At 52.0% G+C, this 16,305-nt stretch carries 17 protein-coding genes; 2 read left to right on the top strand and 15 right to left on the bottom strand.

The window, feature by feature from the left end:
• Positions 1–16: 16 nt before the first annotated feature.
• Positions 17–1,795, top strand: a complete 1,779-nt coding sequence (locus tag WN16_RS12755; RefSeq protein ID WP_032936192.1) for an aminopeptidase P family protein — start codon at positions 17–19, stop codon at positions 1,793–1,795.
• 55 nt (positions 1,796–1,850) lie between these two features.
• Here WN16_RS12755 and ptsG read toward each other — a convergent pair whose 3' ends face one another.
• The 14 genes from ptsG to yceD all read right to left on the bottom strand — a co-directional run bounded on the left by ptsG (position 1,851) and on the right by yceD (position 14,343).
• Positions 1,851–3,284: a PTS glucose transporter subunit IIBC gene (ptsG, locus tag WN16_RS12750; protein ID WP_003836725.1), complete on the bottom strand. Its 1,434-nt coding sequence runs from the start codon at positions 3,282–3,284 to the stop codon at positions 1,851–1,853.
• A gap of 293 nt (positions 3,285–3,577) precedes the next feature.
• On the bottom strand, positions 3,578–4,375 hold the full coding sequence (locus WN16_RS12745; protein WP_003036276.1) for a metal-dependent hydrolase: 798 nt from the start codon (positions 4,373–4,375) through the stop codon (positions 3,578–3,580).
• Positions 4,376–4,385: 10 nt separating this feature from the next.
• Positions 4,386–5,390, bottom strand: coding sequence for a DNA polymerase III subunit delta' (gene holB / locus WN16_RS12740; protein WP_044700671.1), 1,005 nt, complete (start codon positions 5,388–5,390; stop codon positions 4,386–4,388).
• A complete protein-coding gene (gene tmk, locus WN16_RS12735) occupies positions 5,387–6,028 on the bottom strand; it encodes a dTMP kinase (RefSeq protein ID WP_003846791.1) in 642 nt (213 codons plus the stop codon). The genes holB and tmk overlap by 4 nt, the downstream gene beginning before the upstream one ends.
• On the bottom strand, positions 6,018–7,040 hold the full coding sequence (yceG, locus tag WN16_RS12730; protein WP_044700673.1) for a cell division protein YceG: 1,023 nt from the start codon (positions 7,038–7,040) through the stop codon (positions 6,018–6,020). Before yceG ends, tmk begins: the two co-directional genes overlap by 11 nt.
• 2 nt (positions 7,041–7,042) lie before the next feature.
• On the bottom strand, positions 7,043–7,852 hold the full coding sequence (pabC, locus tag WN16_RS12725) for an aminodeoxychorismate lyase (RefSeq protein WP_044700675.1): 810 nt from the start codon (positions 7,850–7,852) through the stop codon (positions 7,043–7,045).
• Between the two features lie 135 nt (positions 7,853–7,987).
• Positions 7,988–9,229 carry a beta-ketoacyl-ACP synthase II gene (gene fabF, locus WN16_RS12720; RefSeq protein WP_003036260.1) on the bottom strand — a complete coding sequence of 414 codons (1,242 nt, stop codon included), beginning with the start codon at positions 9,227–9,229 and terminating at the stop codon, positions 7,988–7,990.
• Positions 9,230–9,314: 85 nt separating this feature from the next.
• Complete coding sequence (gene acpP / locus WN16_RS12715; RefSeq protein ID WP_000103754.1) at positions 9,315–9,551, bottom strand: acyl carrier protein; 237 nt, start codon at positions 9,549–9,551, stop codon at positions 9,315–9,317.
• A 155-nt stretch (positions 9,552–9,706) separates the two neighbouring features.
• Positions 9,707–10,441 carry a 3-oxoacyl-ACP reductase FabG gene (fabG, locus tag WN16_RS12710; RefSeq protein ID WP_003036255.1) on the bottom strand — a complete coding sequence of 245 codons (735 nt, stop codon included), beginning with the start codon at positions 10,439–10,441 and terminating at the stop codon, positions 9,707–9,709.
• Between the two features lie 12 nt (positions 10,442–10,453).
• Positions 10,454–11,383 (bottom strand): ACP S-malonyltransferase, encoded by a 930-nt coding sequence (gene fabD, locus WN16_RS12705; RefSeq protein ID WP_044700679.1) that lies wholly within the window; start codon positions 11,381–11,383, stop codon positions 10,454–10,456.
• A 15-nt stretch (positions 11,384–11,398) separates the two neighbouring features.
• The gene (fabH, locus tag WN16_RS12700) at positions 11,399–12,352 is read right to left on the bottom strand and encodes a beta-ketoacyl-ACP synthase III (protein WP_003036247.1); all 954 of its coding nucleotides are present in this window, start codon (positions 12,350–12,352) and stop codon (positions 11,399–11,401) included.
• A 77-nt stretch (positions 12,353–12,429) separates the two neighbouring features.
• A complete protein-coding gene (plsX, locus tag WN16_RS12695; protein WP_003836738.1) occupies positions 12,430–13,509 on the bottom strand; it encodes a phosphate acyltransferase PlsX in 1,080 nt (359 codons plus the stop codon).
• A 122-nt stretch (positions 13,510–13,631) separates the two neighbouring features.
• Positions 13,632–13,805 (bottom strand): 50S ribosomal protein L32, encoded by a 174-nt coding sequence (gene rpmF / locus WN16_RS12690; protein ID WP_003036242.1) that lies wholly within the window; start codon positions 13,803–13,805, stop codon positions 13,632–13,634.
• A 16-nt stretch (positions 13,806–13,821) separates the two neighbouring features.
• Complete coding sequence (gene yceD, locus WN16_RS12685; RefSeq protein ID WP_003036239.1) at positions 13,822–14,343, bottom strand: 23S rRNA accumulation protein YceD; 522 nt, start codon at positions 14,341–14,343, stop codon at positions 13,822–13,824.
• 197 nt (positions 14,344–14,540) lie between these two features.
• Here yceD and WN16_RS12680 point away from each other — a divergent pair, with 197 nt between their 5' ends.
• A complete protein-coding gene (locus tag WN16_RS12680; protein WP_003836743.1) occupies positions 14,541–15,125 on the top strand; it encodes a nucleoside triphosphate pyrophosphatase in 585 nt (194 codons plus the stop codon).
• Between the two features lie 82 nt (positions 15,126–15,207).
• Here WN16_RS12680 and rluC read toward each other — a convergent pair whose 3' ends face one another.
• On the bottom strand, positions 15,208–16,161 hold the full coding sequence (gene rluC, locus WN16_RS12675) for a 23S rRNA pseudouridine(955/2504/2580) synthase RluC (RefSeq protein ID WP_003036228.1): 954 nt from the start codon (positions 16,159–16,161) through the stop codon (positions 15,208–15,210).
• Positions 16,162–16,305: the final 144 nt, after the last annotated feature.

The following is a 16,305-nucleotide window of genomic DNA, read 5'->3' as shown; positions in this document are numbered from 1 at the left end:
GACCTGAAGGTTAACTATGCACATCTCAACTCCTCTTTCCGCCCTGCGCAACCTGCTGATAGCGCAGGGGCTGGATGGCATGATTGTTCCGCGCGCCGACGCTCATCAAAGCGAAGATTGTACGCCGCATGACAATAAACTGGCCTGGCTGACCGGATTTAGCGGTTCTGCCGGCCTCGCGTTGGTCCTTCGGGATCGCGCGTTAATGTTTGTCGATGGACGCTATCAGGTCCAGGTACGCAATGAAGTCTCGCTGGATGATTTTGAAATTCATCATTTACACGATGAACCGCTGGCCGACTATTTGCAGTCTCACGTTGCAGCGGGTACACGTATCGGCTTTGAACCACTGCTGATGGTCAACAGCCAGTTTGAAGCCTTGTCGGCAACTCATTGCGAGCTGGTACCTCTTGAGCAAGATCCTTTTGACCAGGTGTGGCTTGACCGACCGGCAGCCCCCTGCGGCATCATTCGTGAAATGCCCATTGAAATCAGCGGGGAAAGCAGCACGCAAAAGCGTGCCCGCGTCGTGGAACAACTCGCTCAACATGAGACTGACGTACTGGCAATTACCCTGCCGGATAACATTGCCTGGCTGTTGAATGTACGCGGTTCAGATCTGGCTATGGTGCCAGTACCGTTTTCGTTTGCCCTGCTCCATCGCAGCGGTGAGCTGGAATGGTTTGTGGATAGCAACAAAACGCAGCAACTCCCCGTATCACTGCTAAACACGCTCACGCTGGCCCCGCAAGAGAGTTTCCTGGTACGTTGCCAGCAACTGGCCAGTGGGAAACGCTTCCTGGTCGATAAAGACTACGCCCCGGTTGCGTTGCGTTTTGCCATTGAAGAACACGGTGGCAACGTCTTATGGGCCCCTGATCCCATCACCTTGATGAAAGCCCACAAAAATGACGTTGAACTGGCGGGCTATCGGGAATGCCATGAACAAGATGGCGCTGCCTGGGTTAATTTCCTTGCCTGGCTGGCCCATGAAGTCCCTTTGCGCGAAGCGGCTGGCAATCCGGTCACCGAACTGGAAGCCCAGGCGAAGCAACTGGAATTTCGCCAGCAGCAGCCGGGATTTATTGAGCAAAGCTTCAGCACGATATCGGCCTCTGCCAGCAATGCGGCGATGTGTCATTACCACTCCAGTGAAAAAACCAATACGCCAATTACCTCGCAGGCCATGTATCTGAATGATTCCGGCGGCCAGTACCACAATGGTACGACGGATACGACGCGTACCTTCGCGTTTGGTCCACAGGATCCGCAACGTCGTCTGCATTACACCGCCGTGCTGAAAGGCTTTTTGTCGCTTATTTCACTGCAGTTTCCCAGCGGCACTCAGGGCCATCAACTGGATGCCTTTAGCCGTCGGGCGTTGTGGGATTTAGGCCTGGATTTTGATCATGGAACAGGACACGGCGTAGGCCACCAGTTGCTTATCCATGAACAACCCCATCGCATTGCCAAGAAAGTAAACCCCTGGCCTCTGGTCGCGGGCAATATCATCACTATCGAACCGGGTTACTATCTGGCCGGGCAATATGGGATCCGTATTGAGAACCAGGTGGAAATAATCAACAGCCGCCCTGGCTTCTGTCGTTTCTCAACGCTGACGCTGGTGCCGATTGATTTGAACCTGGTTGAACTGCATCTGTTGAGTGAAGCTGAAAAGCAATGGATTGATGATTACCACCAGCAGGTCAGAGAGACGTTATCCCCTCGCGTGAATGCAGAGGCTCGTCCGTGGCTGTTCGCCGTCACCGCGCCGATTCGCGTTCAGGCTAATTAATGCAATAAAAAAGGCAGCCCGTAGGCTGCCTTAGTTCTCCCCAATTTCTTACTGCTTAGCTGTTACGGATGTACTCATCCATTTCAGTTTTCAGGTTATCGGACTTAGTACCGAAAATCGCCTGAACACCGGAACCAGCTACCACAACGCCCGCCGCACCCAGTTTCTTCAGGCCAGCCTGATCCACTTTAGCAACGTCAGCCACGCTGACACGCAGACGAGTGATGCACGCATCGAGGTTAGTGATGTTTTCTTTACCGCCGAATGCAGCAACCAGAGCCGGAGCCATTTCACCGGTCGCACCTGCTTTGCTGTCTTCAGTAGCATCTTCACGACCCGGAGTTTTCAGGTCCAGCGCTTTGATCAGCACACGGAAGATGGTGTAGTAAACAATCGCATAACCGATACCGACAATCGGGAACAGCCACAGTTTGCTGCTGTTACCGGAAAGAACGATAAAGTCGATCAGACCGTGGGAGAACGACGTACCGTCACGCATACCCAGCAGGATACATATCGGGAATGCCAGACCAGCCAGAATCGCGTGGATGATGTACAGGATCGGCGCCACGAACATGAAGGAGAACTCGATCGGCTCGGTAATACCGGTCAGGAACGAGGTCAGCGCCGCGGAGATCATGATACCGCCCACTTTCGCGCGGTTTTCTGGTTTAGCAGAGTGCCAGATAGCGATAGCAGCAGCCGGCAGACCGTACATTTTGAACAGGAAGCCACCGGACAGTTTGCCCGCAGTCGGGTCACCCGCCATATAGCGAGGGATGTCGCCGTGGAACACCTGACCTGCAGCGTTGGTGTATTCACCGATCTGCATCTGGAATGGAACGTTCCAGATATGGTGCAGACCAAACGGCACCAGGCAGCGTTCAATGAAGCCATAGATACCGAACGCCACGACAGGGTTCTGGTATGCAGCCCACTGGGAGAACGTCTGAATAGCAGTACCGATTGGCGGCCAAATGAAGGACAGAACCACACCGGTGAAGATAGCAGCCAGACCAGAAATGATAGGAACGAAGCGCTTACCCGCAAAGAAGCCAAGATACTCAGGCAATTTAATACGGTAGAAGCGGTTGAACATATACGCTGCAATCGCACCGGAGATAATCCCTCCGAGAACACCCGTATCAGCAAGGTGTTTAGCTGCGATCTCTTCAGCAGGTAAATGCAGAACCAGCGGCGCAACAACAGCCATGGTCTTAACCATGATGCCGTAAGCAACAACGGATGCCAGTGCAGATACACCGTCATTATTAGTGAAGCCTAACGCAACACCGATAGCAAAAATCAGCGGCATGTTCGCAAAAACAGAACCGCCCGCTTCTGCCATTACGTGCGATACAACGGCTGGCAGCCAGCTGAAGTTAGCGGAACCGACGCCCAGCAGGATACCTGCAATTGGGAGTACGGATACCGGCAGCATCAGCGATTTACCGACCTTTTGCAGGTTAGCAAATGCATTCTTAAACATAATTAGGAGTGCTCCTGAGTATTTGTGCTTTTCTACGTTCTCACGCATTAGCGAGGGGGGAGAACCTCGCCGTGTACAGGGCATCTAAGTACCCTTTATTTATTACACAGAGTAAAATAATTCAGTTTGTTTTTGTTTGACGGCTATCACAGTTCAGTCGTGAATGGCCGCAAAATCCGCACATTCCGATAAAATGCGTTTCTGAATGTGTCAAGCTGGTTATTCACCGCCCATTTTGTGGCGGTGAACTTTACTCGCATTAGTGATTAATTACGAGCTTTAAAAAAAGTCAGTTAACGAACAGATTGCAGGCGAGAAGCGTCGATGTGAAACAGGCGGGCAAAGTTATCAGTGGTTGCCTGCGCCAGTTCTTCAACGGCAACACCTTTCACTACGGCCATGTACTCTGCAACGTCACGAGTCATGGCGGGCTGGTTCTCTTTTCCACGATGCGGTACAGGCGCAAGGTAAGGAGAATCCGTCTCGACCAATAACCGGTCCAGAGGAACATAGCGGGCAGCATCACGGAGCTGCTCTGCATTTCGGAACGTGACGATGCCGGAAAACGAGATATAGAATCCAAGGTCCAGTAATTTGCCCGCCGTTTCTCTGTCCTCTGTAAAACAGTGTAGTACGCCGCCACAATCCGTCACTTTTTCTTCGCGCAGAATAGACAGCGTGTCGGCTCGCGCATCGCGGGTATGCACGATAACTGGCTTCTGTAACTCACGGCCGATCTGAATATGGTGGATAAAAGATTCCTGCTGGCGCACCTTTGTTTCCGGAGTGTAAAAATAGTCCAGTCCGGTTTCTCCCATCGCCACAACCCCCTCTTCGGCGGCAAAACGACGCAGCTCCTCAACATCATAGGTTTCATCCTGATTTAACGGATGCACGCCGCAGGAAAAAACCACATTGTCACGCTCACCAACCAGTTCACGCATACTGCGGTATCCTGGCAAGGTGGTTGCAACGGCAAGACAGAATTTCACATCGCGTGCGGCCGCTTTCGCCAGCACGTCGTCCACGTCCTTATGCAGAGATTGATAATCCAGGCCATCAAGATGGCAGTGTGAGTCGACTAAAAACATAATGTCTCTCTCAAAGATGGGGAACAGGCAGTACGGTGCCTGGTTGCAGGTAATGCTCAATACGAAGAATAAGATCGGTTAATACCAGCTCGCGGTTTACGCCCGTCACGTTCAGCAACTGCTGACGGCAATGACAAACGTCACCGAGTATCGCCTGTATCTGGGCAACGGATAACCGTTCTGCGATGGAAGATATCAGGTCCAGGGCATCGGGATTGGTTAAATGGGCAATCCCATACGGACGTTTCAACGCATCCGTAAACAACGTTGCCAGCCAGTGTAAACGGGCGGCAGCCTGATCGTGGTTTAACGCCGCGAGCAAGATATACCAATCACCGGCGTTTAATGTATTCACCAGTGCCGCACAAAAATCTGTACGGTGTGCCCAGCTTTCAGCCTGTAACAGCGTGAGTGCCGCGCCTGGCGAACCGGCACTTAGACGTAACGCGCTAAGCAGCGCTTCTGACGACGCAGTCACTTCACGAGCAAGCCAGGAGATAGCATACGACTCCGGAGGTGGCGCAAGATGATGTAACCGACAACGGCTGCGTAATGTCGCCAGCAAACGAGCAGGCTCTGTGCTGGCGAGGAAAAACCAGGTCTGTGCCGGGGGTTCTTCCAGCGTTTTCAACAGGGCATTGGCGGCAGCATCGGTTAACTGGGCGGCATCAGGGATCCACACGACCTTCGCACCGCCGAGACGCGAATGCTCGTACAGCTTTTCACTGACTTCGCGTACAGCATCAACCCCCAGCGTGCTTTTGCCTTTTTCTGGCAGCAGCGAATAGTAGTCAGGGTGCGTCCCCGCCTGCATCAGCTGACAGCCACGGCACTGTCTGCAGCTTTTATGTCCTTCCGGCTGCTGGCACATTAAATAGCGGCTGAGGGCGTAAATAAGCGCCTCGTCGCCCATTCCGGGTAACGCCTGAATCAGTAACGCATGGTGACCACGACTCGCCTGGTAGCTGGCCACCAGTTTTTCAAAATCCGGTCGTAACCATGGGTACCATTTCATGCGCCCTGCTCCTTCACCCACTGGGTGATGGTATTGCGAATATCAGCCATCACATCCTCCAGCGGCTGCGTAGCGTCTATAGTGCGAATGCTGGCGTCTTTGGCAGCCAGCTCAAGATAGCGCGCGCGGGTACGATTAAAGAAATCGAAAGATTCCTGCTCAATACGATCCAGCTCGCCGCGTGCACGGGCACGCTTCAACCCGACTTCTGGCGTCACATCCAGATAGATAGTCAGATCCGGGCGAAAATCGCCGAGCACTGCATCGCGCAGGGTTGCCAGCATGTTTTGATCGATACCACGTCCACCACCCTGATACGCCTGGGTAGACAGATCGTGACGATCGCCAATTACCCACGCGCCTTTCGCCAGCGCAGGTTTAATAACGGTCTCGACCAGTTGTACGCGCGCGGCGTAAAACATCAGAACTTCGGCTTTGTCGGTGATAACCTCGTCACCCACCGACTTAATGTCCAGCACCAGGCTTCTTAGTTTCTCAGCCAGTTGCGTGCCGCCAGGTTCGCGGGTGAAAACCATGTCACGAATACCGAGTTGCTCAAGTGTCTCTACCACTACGTTACGCGCGGTGGTTTTTCCGGCGCCTTCCAGGCCCTCGATGACGATATAGTTACTGCCCATTTTTTTCCTTAAGCACTTTCAGGTAATCCTGCACGGACCGGTTGTGGCTGGCAAGATTGGTGTTAAACGTGTGGCCACCTTTACCGTCAGCCACAAAATAAAGATACGGCGTTTTTGCCGGATGTGCCGCGGCCTGCAACGATGCCTCTCCCGGCATGGCAATCGGGCCAGGTGGCAGTCCTGTAATGGTATAGGTGTTATAAGCGGTCGGGGTGTCTAAATCCACGCGCGACAATTTGCCATTATACCGTGACCCCATACCGTAAATCACCGTCGGATCGGTTTGTAAACGCATACCGATACGTAAACGGTTAATAAACACCGAAGCCACCTGGTCACGCTCGCTAGCAACCGCAGTCTCTTTTTCAATAATAGAGGCCATGGTTACCAGCTGATTTTTGTCCTGATAAGGCAGGCCTTCAGCGCGCCCTTCCCAGACGGTATCCACCGCTTTAACCATCTTCTGATGCGCACGTTTTAGCAACGCCACGTCGGTTGTATTGGCGGTATACATCCAGGTATCTGGCCAGAACCAGCCTTCCACCCATTGCGGATTTTCCAGCTTCAGCGCCTCGGCAACGGTCTCGTAGCTATCGTCGCTTAACGTATGTTTGATATACGGGGCATCGCGCAGCTGTTTCAGGTAATCGCTTAGGCGCATCCCTTCAACCAGACGTAACGGGAACTGCGCCTCTTTTCCGCTTTCCAGCAGTTGCAGCATATCCCGAACCGTCATGTCGGGTGTAAAACGGTAGGTTCCGGCCTTAAAATGCGACAGTTCGGGTTCCACACGCAGCAGCCATTGGAACACGCGCGGACGGTTAATAACCTTGTCCGCATACAGCTGTTCGCCAAGGGCCAGGCGGCCCGTCCCCGCTTTCAGCGTAAAAATCGTCTCTTCTTTAATCAATAATTTACTGTCCGCCAGATGGCGAACTTTCCACATTCCCACTCCCGCGGCAATGCCCAGCACAACCAGCAATAACAGGACAACGAGTAACAGTTTTTTCATGACTAATTCGGGTGCTCACAAAGTGGGGCTAAAAAATCGAATAACAAACGTGAAGACAGCAATGTGTCGCCACAGGCACGCACGGGAATAATGGGCATTAACGCGTTACAGACGACGATTTCATCAGCCTGCATAACCTCCTCCAACCCGGCATACACTTCGACAATACTGAATGGCGATTGTGCCAGCATCCGGATACAGAATTGTCGCATAATGCCGTTTACTCCGGCCTGATCCAGGCGGGGCGTGTAAACCACATCACCTTTACGCCAGAACAAATTAGCCGCACAGCATTCCGTAACCCATCCCTCGCTGTCAAGAACCAGTGCTTCATCTGCGTCCGTCTGCTCAAGATGAGAGCGAATCAACACCTGCTCCAGTCGATTCAGATGTTTAAGCCCGGCAAGCAGTGGATTACGTCCCAGACGTACTGGGCTTAGCGCCAGCACAATGCCATCTTGCCGCCAACGATCGTAATGAACGGGCCAGGCTGAAACGGAGAGGATGCGTGTGGCGCTGTGACAACTTTTGCCACTGTAGCCCCGGCCTCCACTGCCACGGCTGATAATCACTTTCAACACCCCGCGTACGTGCCCTTTCGCCAGCATTTTCATTTCATTTTGCAGCTCGGACCAATTTTCAAAAGAGATCAGCAGTTTTTGGCAAGCGTCTTGTAAACGCTCAAGATGCGCTGCAAAGAGAGGGATTTCGCCGTCGATAATACAGGCAGTGGTAAAACAGCCATCACCAAATTGGGTCGCTCGATCGCTTGCTAACAGCATATTCTGCTCGCAGCCATTAATTAAGAACATGGTGGCTCCTTATTTCTGGTCCGCTAGTTTGGCAGGATGAGTAACACAGGACAAGGGCGGAAAACCGAATAAAAAAAGGCCCGACAAGCGGACCTTTTCAATTTGCTATCGATGCTAGCGCATCACCTAACGGGCTTAAATCTTTTTAAAGATCAAAGAGCCGTTGGTACCACCGAAGCCAAAGGAGTTACACAGCGCATACTCCAGACCACTAACCTGACGCGCTTCGTGAGGTACGAAGTCCAGGTCACAACCTTCATCCGGGTTATCCAGGTTGATGGTTGGCGGAATAGCCTGATCGCGCAGCGCCAGGATAGAGAAAATAGACTCTACCGCGCCCGCCGCACCCAACAGGTGTCCGGTCATAGATTTGGTGGAGCTTACCATTACACGGCTTGCCGCATCACCAAAGACAGATTTCACTGCCTGGGTTTCTGCTTTATCGCCTGCAGGCGTAGACGTACCATGCGCGTTGACATAGCCAATCTGACCCGCTTCGATAGCCGCATCACGCAGCGCGTTGACCATTGCCAGCGCAGCGCCTGCACCGTTTTCCGGTGGTGACGTCATGTGGTAAGCATCACTGCTCATACCGAAGCCAACGACTTCAGCATAGATTTTTGCACCGCGAGCTTTCGCATGTTCGTACTCTTCCAGTACAACCATGCCTGCGCCGTCGCCCAGCACAAAGCCATCACGTTCTTTGTCCCACGGACGGCTTGCCGCTTGCGGGTTATCATTACGTGTAGACAGCGCACGTGCCGCGCCAAAACCACCCACGCCCAGCGGCGTACTGGCTTTTTCTGCACCACCCGCAACCATCGCGTCCGCATCGCCGTATGCAATGATACGTGCAGCATGACCGATGTTATGCACGCCTGAAGTACAGGCGGTTGCGATGGAGATGCTTGGCCCTTGCAGGCCGTACATGATGGTCAGGTGACCTGCCACCATGTTAACAATCGTCGACGGAACGAAGAACGGGCTGATCTTACGCGGTCCACCATTTACCAGAGAGGTATGGTTTTCTTCGATAAGACCGAGACCGCCAATACCAGAGCCGATAGCGGCGCCAATACGGTGGGCGTTCTCTTCCGTTATTTCGAGGCCAGAATCCTGCATGGCCTGAACGCCAGCGACAATTCCATATTGAATGAAAGCATCCATCTTGCGCTGTTCTTTGCGCGAGATAATGTCTTCACAGTTAAAATCCTTTACTAAGCCAGCAAATTTCGTTGCATAGGCGCTAGTATCGAAATGGTCGATCAGGCTGATGCCACTCTGACCGGCAAGGAGAGCTTTCCAGGTAGACTCTACGGTATTGCCGACAGGAGACAACATGCCCAGTCCGGTCACAACTACACGACGCTTAGACACGGTTGTCCTCCAGGGAGGGAAAATAATTCAAGTGGGATAAAAAGATAAAACTCAGGCGGTCGAATGACCGCCTGGAGATGTTCACTTACGCCTGGTGGCCGTTGATGTAATCAATGGCAGCCTGAACGGTAGTGATTTTCTCAGCTTCTTCGTCCGGAATCTCAGTATCAAACTCTTCTTCCAGAGCCATTACCAGCTCAACGGTGTCAAGAGAATCTGCGCCCAGGTCTTCAACGAAGGAAGCATTGTTGGTTACTTCTTCCTGCTTAACGCCCAGCTGTTCGCCGATAATTTTCTTAACGCGTTCTTCGATAGTGCTCATACTCTTAAATTTCCTATCAAAACTCGCTTTCGCGATGGTTTTCGTAGTGTATAAAATGTTGAAAAATTTGCAACTAAATCCCGGCAGGTCTTACCACGATTTTGCGCTATTTTGAGGCCATTCACCCTAATAACGCAAATATTTTTCAATCGTGGTTAAACCATGTACATCCCGCCGTTGACGTGCAAAGTCTCACCTGTGATGTAACTTGCTTCGTCAGAAGCTAAAAATGCAACCGCACTGGCGATTTCCTGAGCGCCGCCAAGGCGACCCGCAGGAACCTGCGCCAGAATACCCGCACGCTGATCATCAGACAGCGCACGCGTCATGTCCGTTTCAATAAAGCCCGGAGCAACAACGTTTACAGTAATGCCACGAGACGCAACTTCGCGCGCCAGTGATTTACTGAAGCCGATCAGACCCGCTTTCGCCGCAGCGTAGTTAGCCTGACCCGCATTTCCCATGGTACCAACCACAGAACCGATAGTGATAATACGCCCATGACGCTTTTTCATCATAGCTCGCATTACCGCTTTTGACAGACGGAAAACAGATGACAGGTTGGTTTCGATGATATCGTTCCATTCGTCATCTTTCATGCGCATTAACAGGTTATCACGAGTAATCCCGGCATTATTGACCAGGATATCGACTTCACCAAATTCTGCGCGAATATTTTCCAGAACAGATTCGATAGATGCAGGATCGGTCACATTCAACATCAGACCTTTACCATTTGCACCTAAATAATCGCTAATGGCCTGCGCGCCGCTTTCGCTGGTAGCAGTACCGATAACTTTCGCGCCACGGGCAACGAGTGTCTCAGCAATTGCGCGGCCAATGCCACGGCTTGCACCGGTAACCAGCGCGATTTTTCCTTCAAAACTCATGGTCTTCCTCTTTTATTGCTCTAGCGCCGCAGACAGTGCCGCCGGCTCATTCAGTGCCGAAGCAGTCAGGGTGTCAACAATACGTTTCGTCAAACCGGTCAGAACTTTACCCGGACCGACTTCATACAGGTGCTCTACGCCCTGGGATGCCATAAATTCAACAGTTTTAGTCCACTGAACCGGGCTATACAGCTGACGAACCAACGCATCGCGAATAGCGTCTGCCGTGGTTTCACACTTCACATCGACATTGTTCACGACCGGAACCGTCGGTGCGTTAAAGGTGATTTTCTGCAGCTCAACGGCCAGTTTCTCAGCAGCAGGCTTCATCAGAGCACAGTGAGACGGCACGCTAACTGGCAGTGGCAGAGCACGTTTCGCACCCGCAGCTTTACAGGCAGCGCCCGCACGTTCAACCGCTTCTTTATGACCCGCGATAACCACCTGGCCTGGCGAGTTGAAGTTGACCGGAGAAACGACCTGACCTTCTGCTGACTCTTCACATGCTTTAGCGATAGACGCATCATCAAGACCGATAATCGCAGACATACCGCCTGTGCCTTCTGGTACAGCTTCCTGCATGAACTTACCGCGCAGTTCTACCAGACGTACGGCATCAGCAAATGCGATCACGCCTGCGCAGACCAGCGCAGAATATTCGCCCAGGCTGTGACCCGCCATCAGCGCAGGTGTTTTACCACCCTGCTGCTGCCATACGCGATAAAGCGCGACAGATGCGGTCAACAGCGCTGGCTGCGTCTGCCAGGTTTTATTCAGTTCTTCGGCCGGACCCTGCTGAGTCAACGCCCACAGATCATAGCCCAGCGCAGCTGATGCTTCAGCAAATGTTTCTTCAACAATCGGGTAGCTTGCTGCCATTTCAGACAACATCCCAACGGTCTGGGAACCCTGCCCCGGAAACACAAATGCAAATTGCGTCATGTTTAAATCCTTATACTAGAAACGAACCAGCGCGGAGCCCCAGGTGAATCCACCCCCGAAGGCTTCAAGCAATATCAACTGCCCAGCTTTAATACGCCCGTCGCGGACGGCTTCGTCCAGCGCGCACGGTACGGAGGCAGCAGAGGTATTACCATGTCTGTCGAGCGTCACGACAACATTATCCATCGACATACCCAGCTTTTTCGCCGTCGCGCTGATAATGCGCAGGTTAGCCTGATGCGGTACCAGCCAGTCCAGCGCAGAACGGTCGAGATTATTGGCTTCCAGCGTTTCATCAACGATGTGCGCAAGCTCGGTCACCGCGACTTTAAATACTTCGTTACCCGCCATCGTCAGATGAATCGGGTTTTCTGGGTTCACGCGATCGGCGTTAGGCAGCGTCAACAGTTCGCCATAGCGACCGTCGGCGTGCAGATGCGTGGAGAGAATGCCTGGCTCTTCCGATGCGCTCAGTACAACCGCGCCCGCCCCATCACCGAAAATGATGATCGTTCCGCGATCGGTTGGATCACAGGTGCGCGCCAGAACATCAGAGCCAACGACCAGAGCATGCTTAACTGCGCCAGATTTAACATACTGGTCGGCAACGCTCAGGGCGTAAGTGAAACCAGCGCAAGCTGCTGCAACGTCAAACGCCGGACAGCCTTTGATCTCCAGCATACTTTGGATCTGGCACGCCGCGCTTGGAAATGCGTGAGTGGATGATGTGGTAGCAACCACAATCAGACCAATTTGCTCTTTGTCGATGCCCGCCATTTCAATCGCACGGTTTGCGGCGGCAAAGCCCATCGTCGCAACTGTTTCATTTGGCGCTGCAATATGGCGTTCACGGATACCTGTACGAGTGACGATCCACTCATCAGATGTCTCAACCATTTTTTCCAAATCGGCGTTAGTACGCACTTGTTCAGGCAGATAGCTGCCAGTACCAATAATCTTCGTATACATGTACGCTCAGTCACTTTTTGGTTATATACCGCCACGAGCAAATCGCTGATACGTTGGCCACATTCACAAACGCACCGTTATCTGTGTGCTCGTGAGGTTGCGCTTTCGCCACCGTCCAGCAGTTCGAATCCAGCTGGGTATACAGATTCCAGGCGAGCGGCAATTCGCTGAGGAACTTGTCGCTGCACCGCCTGCACTGCCTGTTCAATCGCGACTTCAAATGCTCGCTGATTGGCCGCACCATGACTCTTAATCACCGTGCCGCGCAATCCTAACAGACAGGCGCCATTATACTGGTCGGGGTTGAGGTGACTAAATCGCCTTGTCAGGCTTTTTTGTAACCAACGTTTTAATAACAGAAGCCACCACGACCGTTTTTTGCCCTCACCCTGAGATTTCAGCAGTGAAAGGAACATTCTGACAACACCTTCCATCGTCTTTAATGTGACATTACCTGTAAAGCCGTCACAGACCAACACATCGGTTTTGCCAGTCAGTAACTCATTGGCTTCAAGATAGCCGATATAATTAATGGAAGGGATTGTTTTTAGCACAGCTGAAGCATCTCGAATACTGTCGAGACCTTTCGTTTCTTCTTCGCCGATGTTGAGTAACGCTACGCGAGGATTGGCAATGCCAACAACCTCTTCTGCCAGCACGGAACCCATGACGGCAAATTGCACCAACATCGTGCTATCACAATCTACGTTGGCGCCCAAATCCAACACCACCGTTTTGCCCTTTTGCTGATGCGGTAAAACCGTCACCAACGCCGGACGCTCAATCCCATCAAGGGGTTTGAGCAATAACTTCGCAAGTCCCATAAGTGCGCCCGTATTACCGGCGCTGACACAAGCTTGTGCCTGACCTTCTTTCACGAGCTCCAGGGCAACACGCATTGAGCTTCCACGACTGGCGCGAATAGCTTGCGAGGGCCGGGCATCACTGGCAATAACTGACTGAGCAGGGATAATCTGCAGACGCGAACGTTGTTCGAAGTCAGCTTTGGCAAGTAATGGCGTGATTGTATCGGGATCCCCGACTAAAAGAAGTGTGAGTTGCGAATTAGAATTCAGTGCCTGCAATGCTGCAGGCACTGTCACGGTAGGGCCAAAATCTCCCCCCATGACATCTAACGCCAGGGTTAGACGTGTCAAGGTATCGTCGCTGCCCGGTTAGGTGTTTCCCCAGTTACCCGGGGAAAGCCTCACTAAGCTTCATCACGCGTTCACTCTTTGTCTTTCTCACCAGGGGTGGAAAGCCATTGAGTCATGCGTGATTACTTAGCGATTACCTTACGGCCACGGTAGAAACCGTCGGCAGTGATGTGGTGACGCAGGTGTTGTTCACCAGAAGTTTTGTCTACAGACAGGCTGGTGACTGCGGTCAGAGCGTCATGAGAACGACGCATGCCACGTTTGGAACGGGTTGGTTTATTCTGTTGTACGGCCATGGACCTTACTCCTCAATTACTTACGCTTTAAGCTGGCTAATACGGCAAATGGGTTTGGTTTTTGCGCTTCATCAGGCAATTCGCCAAAGACCATGTCCGCCTCGGACACTTCACAGTGTTCAGAATCATGCACCGGAACTACCGGCAAGGAGAGGATAATCTCATCTTCAACCATTGCAAGCAGATCGATTTCACCGAATTCGTTAACCTCAATCGGCTCATACGCTTCCGGGAGTGCTTCAGCCTGCTCGTCAGAACGGACAGGACTAAAACAATATGTTGTGTGAACATGAAGTGGGAACGGTTTCCCGCAACGCTGACATTCGAGCGTAACCGATACCTTCGCATCACCGGTTATAACGGCGAGACGCTGGTTATCGATAGCGAACGACATGGAGCATTCCACATCACTGTCCACACTGACTACAGAATCGGCGACGCGCTCAACCAGATCAGAAGTATAGATACCTTCATAATCGAGGCGTTTTTGAGCCGTACGAACCGGATCAAGAGTCAGGGGTAATTTTACCTTTTGCATAGGGCGCGCATATTAACTTTGTAACGTCATATAGTCAAAGAAAAAGGCAGCCTGTGGTTGCCTTTTGCCAATAATTCGCACACATTGCGGGTCATCGACTTAAAATCGCTCAAGACAAGCCACTACAGCCAGCTTGTAGGTCGAAGTCCATAGTTTAAAATGGCTCTCATCAATACGCTATATGCGAGGGAAAAAATATGCCTCAACTTATTCTTGCTTCCACCTCTCCCTGGCGTCGCGCTTTACTCGAAAAACTGGCAATTCCGTTCGAATGCGCAGCACCAGAGGTTGATGAAACACCATTACCAGGCGAGGCGCCACGTCATCTGGTGTTGCGACTGGCGCAGCAAAAAGCGCAATCACTCGCCCACCGTTATCCCTCGCATCTGATTATTGGCTCCGATCAAATTTGTGTTCTTGATGGTGAAATAACCGGCAAACCATTAACAGAAGAAAATGCGCGCCAGCAATTACTCAAAGCCCGTGGCAATATTGTGACATTTTACACCGGACTGGCGCTGTATAATTCTGCGACCGGACATTTACAAACTGAAGTAGAACCTTTTGACGTCCATTTCCGTCATTTAAGCGAGGCGGAAATTGATGATTATCTGCGCAAAGAGCGTCCGCTCCATTGTGCAGGTAGTTTCAAAAGTGAAGGGTTAGGTATTGCACTCTTTGAACGCCTGGAGGGTCGTGACCCAAATACCTTGGTAGGTTTGCCGCTGATCGCGTTGTGTCAAATGCTGCGGCGGGAAGAAATGAACCCGTTGAACGCCTGATTAATCTGCCTGATGTCGACGCGATGCGTCTTATCAGGCCTACGGTCCATCACACGATTGTAGGCCTGATAAGCAACGCGCATCAGGCTTTGCTGCGTAATACCTCGAGGCAGCGCTTCAACTGTTTATCCATTGGCGCTTCAATACGCATCACTTCCCCCGTACCCGGATGAGTAAACTTCAACGCTGCGGCATGCAGGAAAAGTCGGTTCAACCCCGTATCCGCCAGTTGCTTATCGAACTCACGGTCACCGTAGCGATCGTCAAAAGCAATTGGATGACCGGCATACTGGGTATGCACACGGATCTGGTGCGTACGTCCGGTCACCGGGCTACAGCGCACAAGCGTGGCAAACGCATAGCGCTCTTCCACTTTAAAACGTGTTTCTGACGGTTTGCCTTCCTGATTCACCCGCACGATACGCTCGCCGCTTTGCAGAATGTTCTTTAACAGCGGCGCCTGCACGGTTTTGACATGCGACTGCCATTGGCCTCGAACCAGCGCGAGGTAATCTTTCTGCATGCCTTTTTCACGCAGTTGTTCATGCAATGAACGCAAGGCTGAGCGTTTTTTGGCAACCAGCAGCACACCGGAGGTATCCCGGTCGAGGCGATGCACCAGCTCAAGGAAACGCGCTTCCGGACGCAACGCACGTAATCCTTCAATGACGCCAAAGCTTAACCCGCTTCCGCCATGCACGGCCGTACCTGAAGGTTTGTTAAGCACCAGAATGTGGTCATCTTCATATAAAATGACATCGGTCAGCGCCGCAACCTTCTGCAGGTTTGGCGAAATGGCCTCTTCTTCACGTTCAGCGACACGCACAGGTGGAATACGCACAATATCCCCATCTTCGAGTTTGTACTCGGGTTTAATGCGTTTTTTATTCACCCGCACTTCGCCTTTACGCAAAATGCGATAAATCATACTTTTCGGCACGCCCTTAAGCTGGGTGCGCAAAAAGTTGTCGATGCGTTGCCCTGCTTCGTCGGCAGTAATGGCAACTGTTTTTACGGCTGGAGTCTCTGTTTTCATGGGGGCCGATTTTAAATAGCCATCAAGATTCGCGCCACACATTTTTCTATGCTTATATTAACTGCTATACCTTATTACTTAAGTTTGACATAGCCGATTTGGTGGTTATTAAAGCAATCACTACGCGGAAGTGAAAAAACTGTG

Source organism: Citrobacter sp. ABFQG, from assembly GCF_004322975.1.
Classification (GTDB): Bacteria; Pseudomonadota; Gammaproteobacteria; order Enterobacterales; family Enterobacteriaceae; genus Citrobacter; species Citrobacter freundii.
Note: the sequence above shows the minus strand (reverse complement) of the source record. Positions and strands in the feature narration are given on the sequence as shown.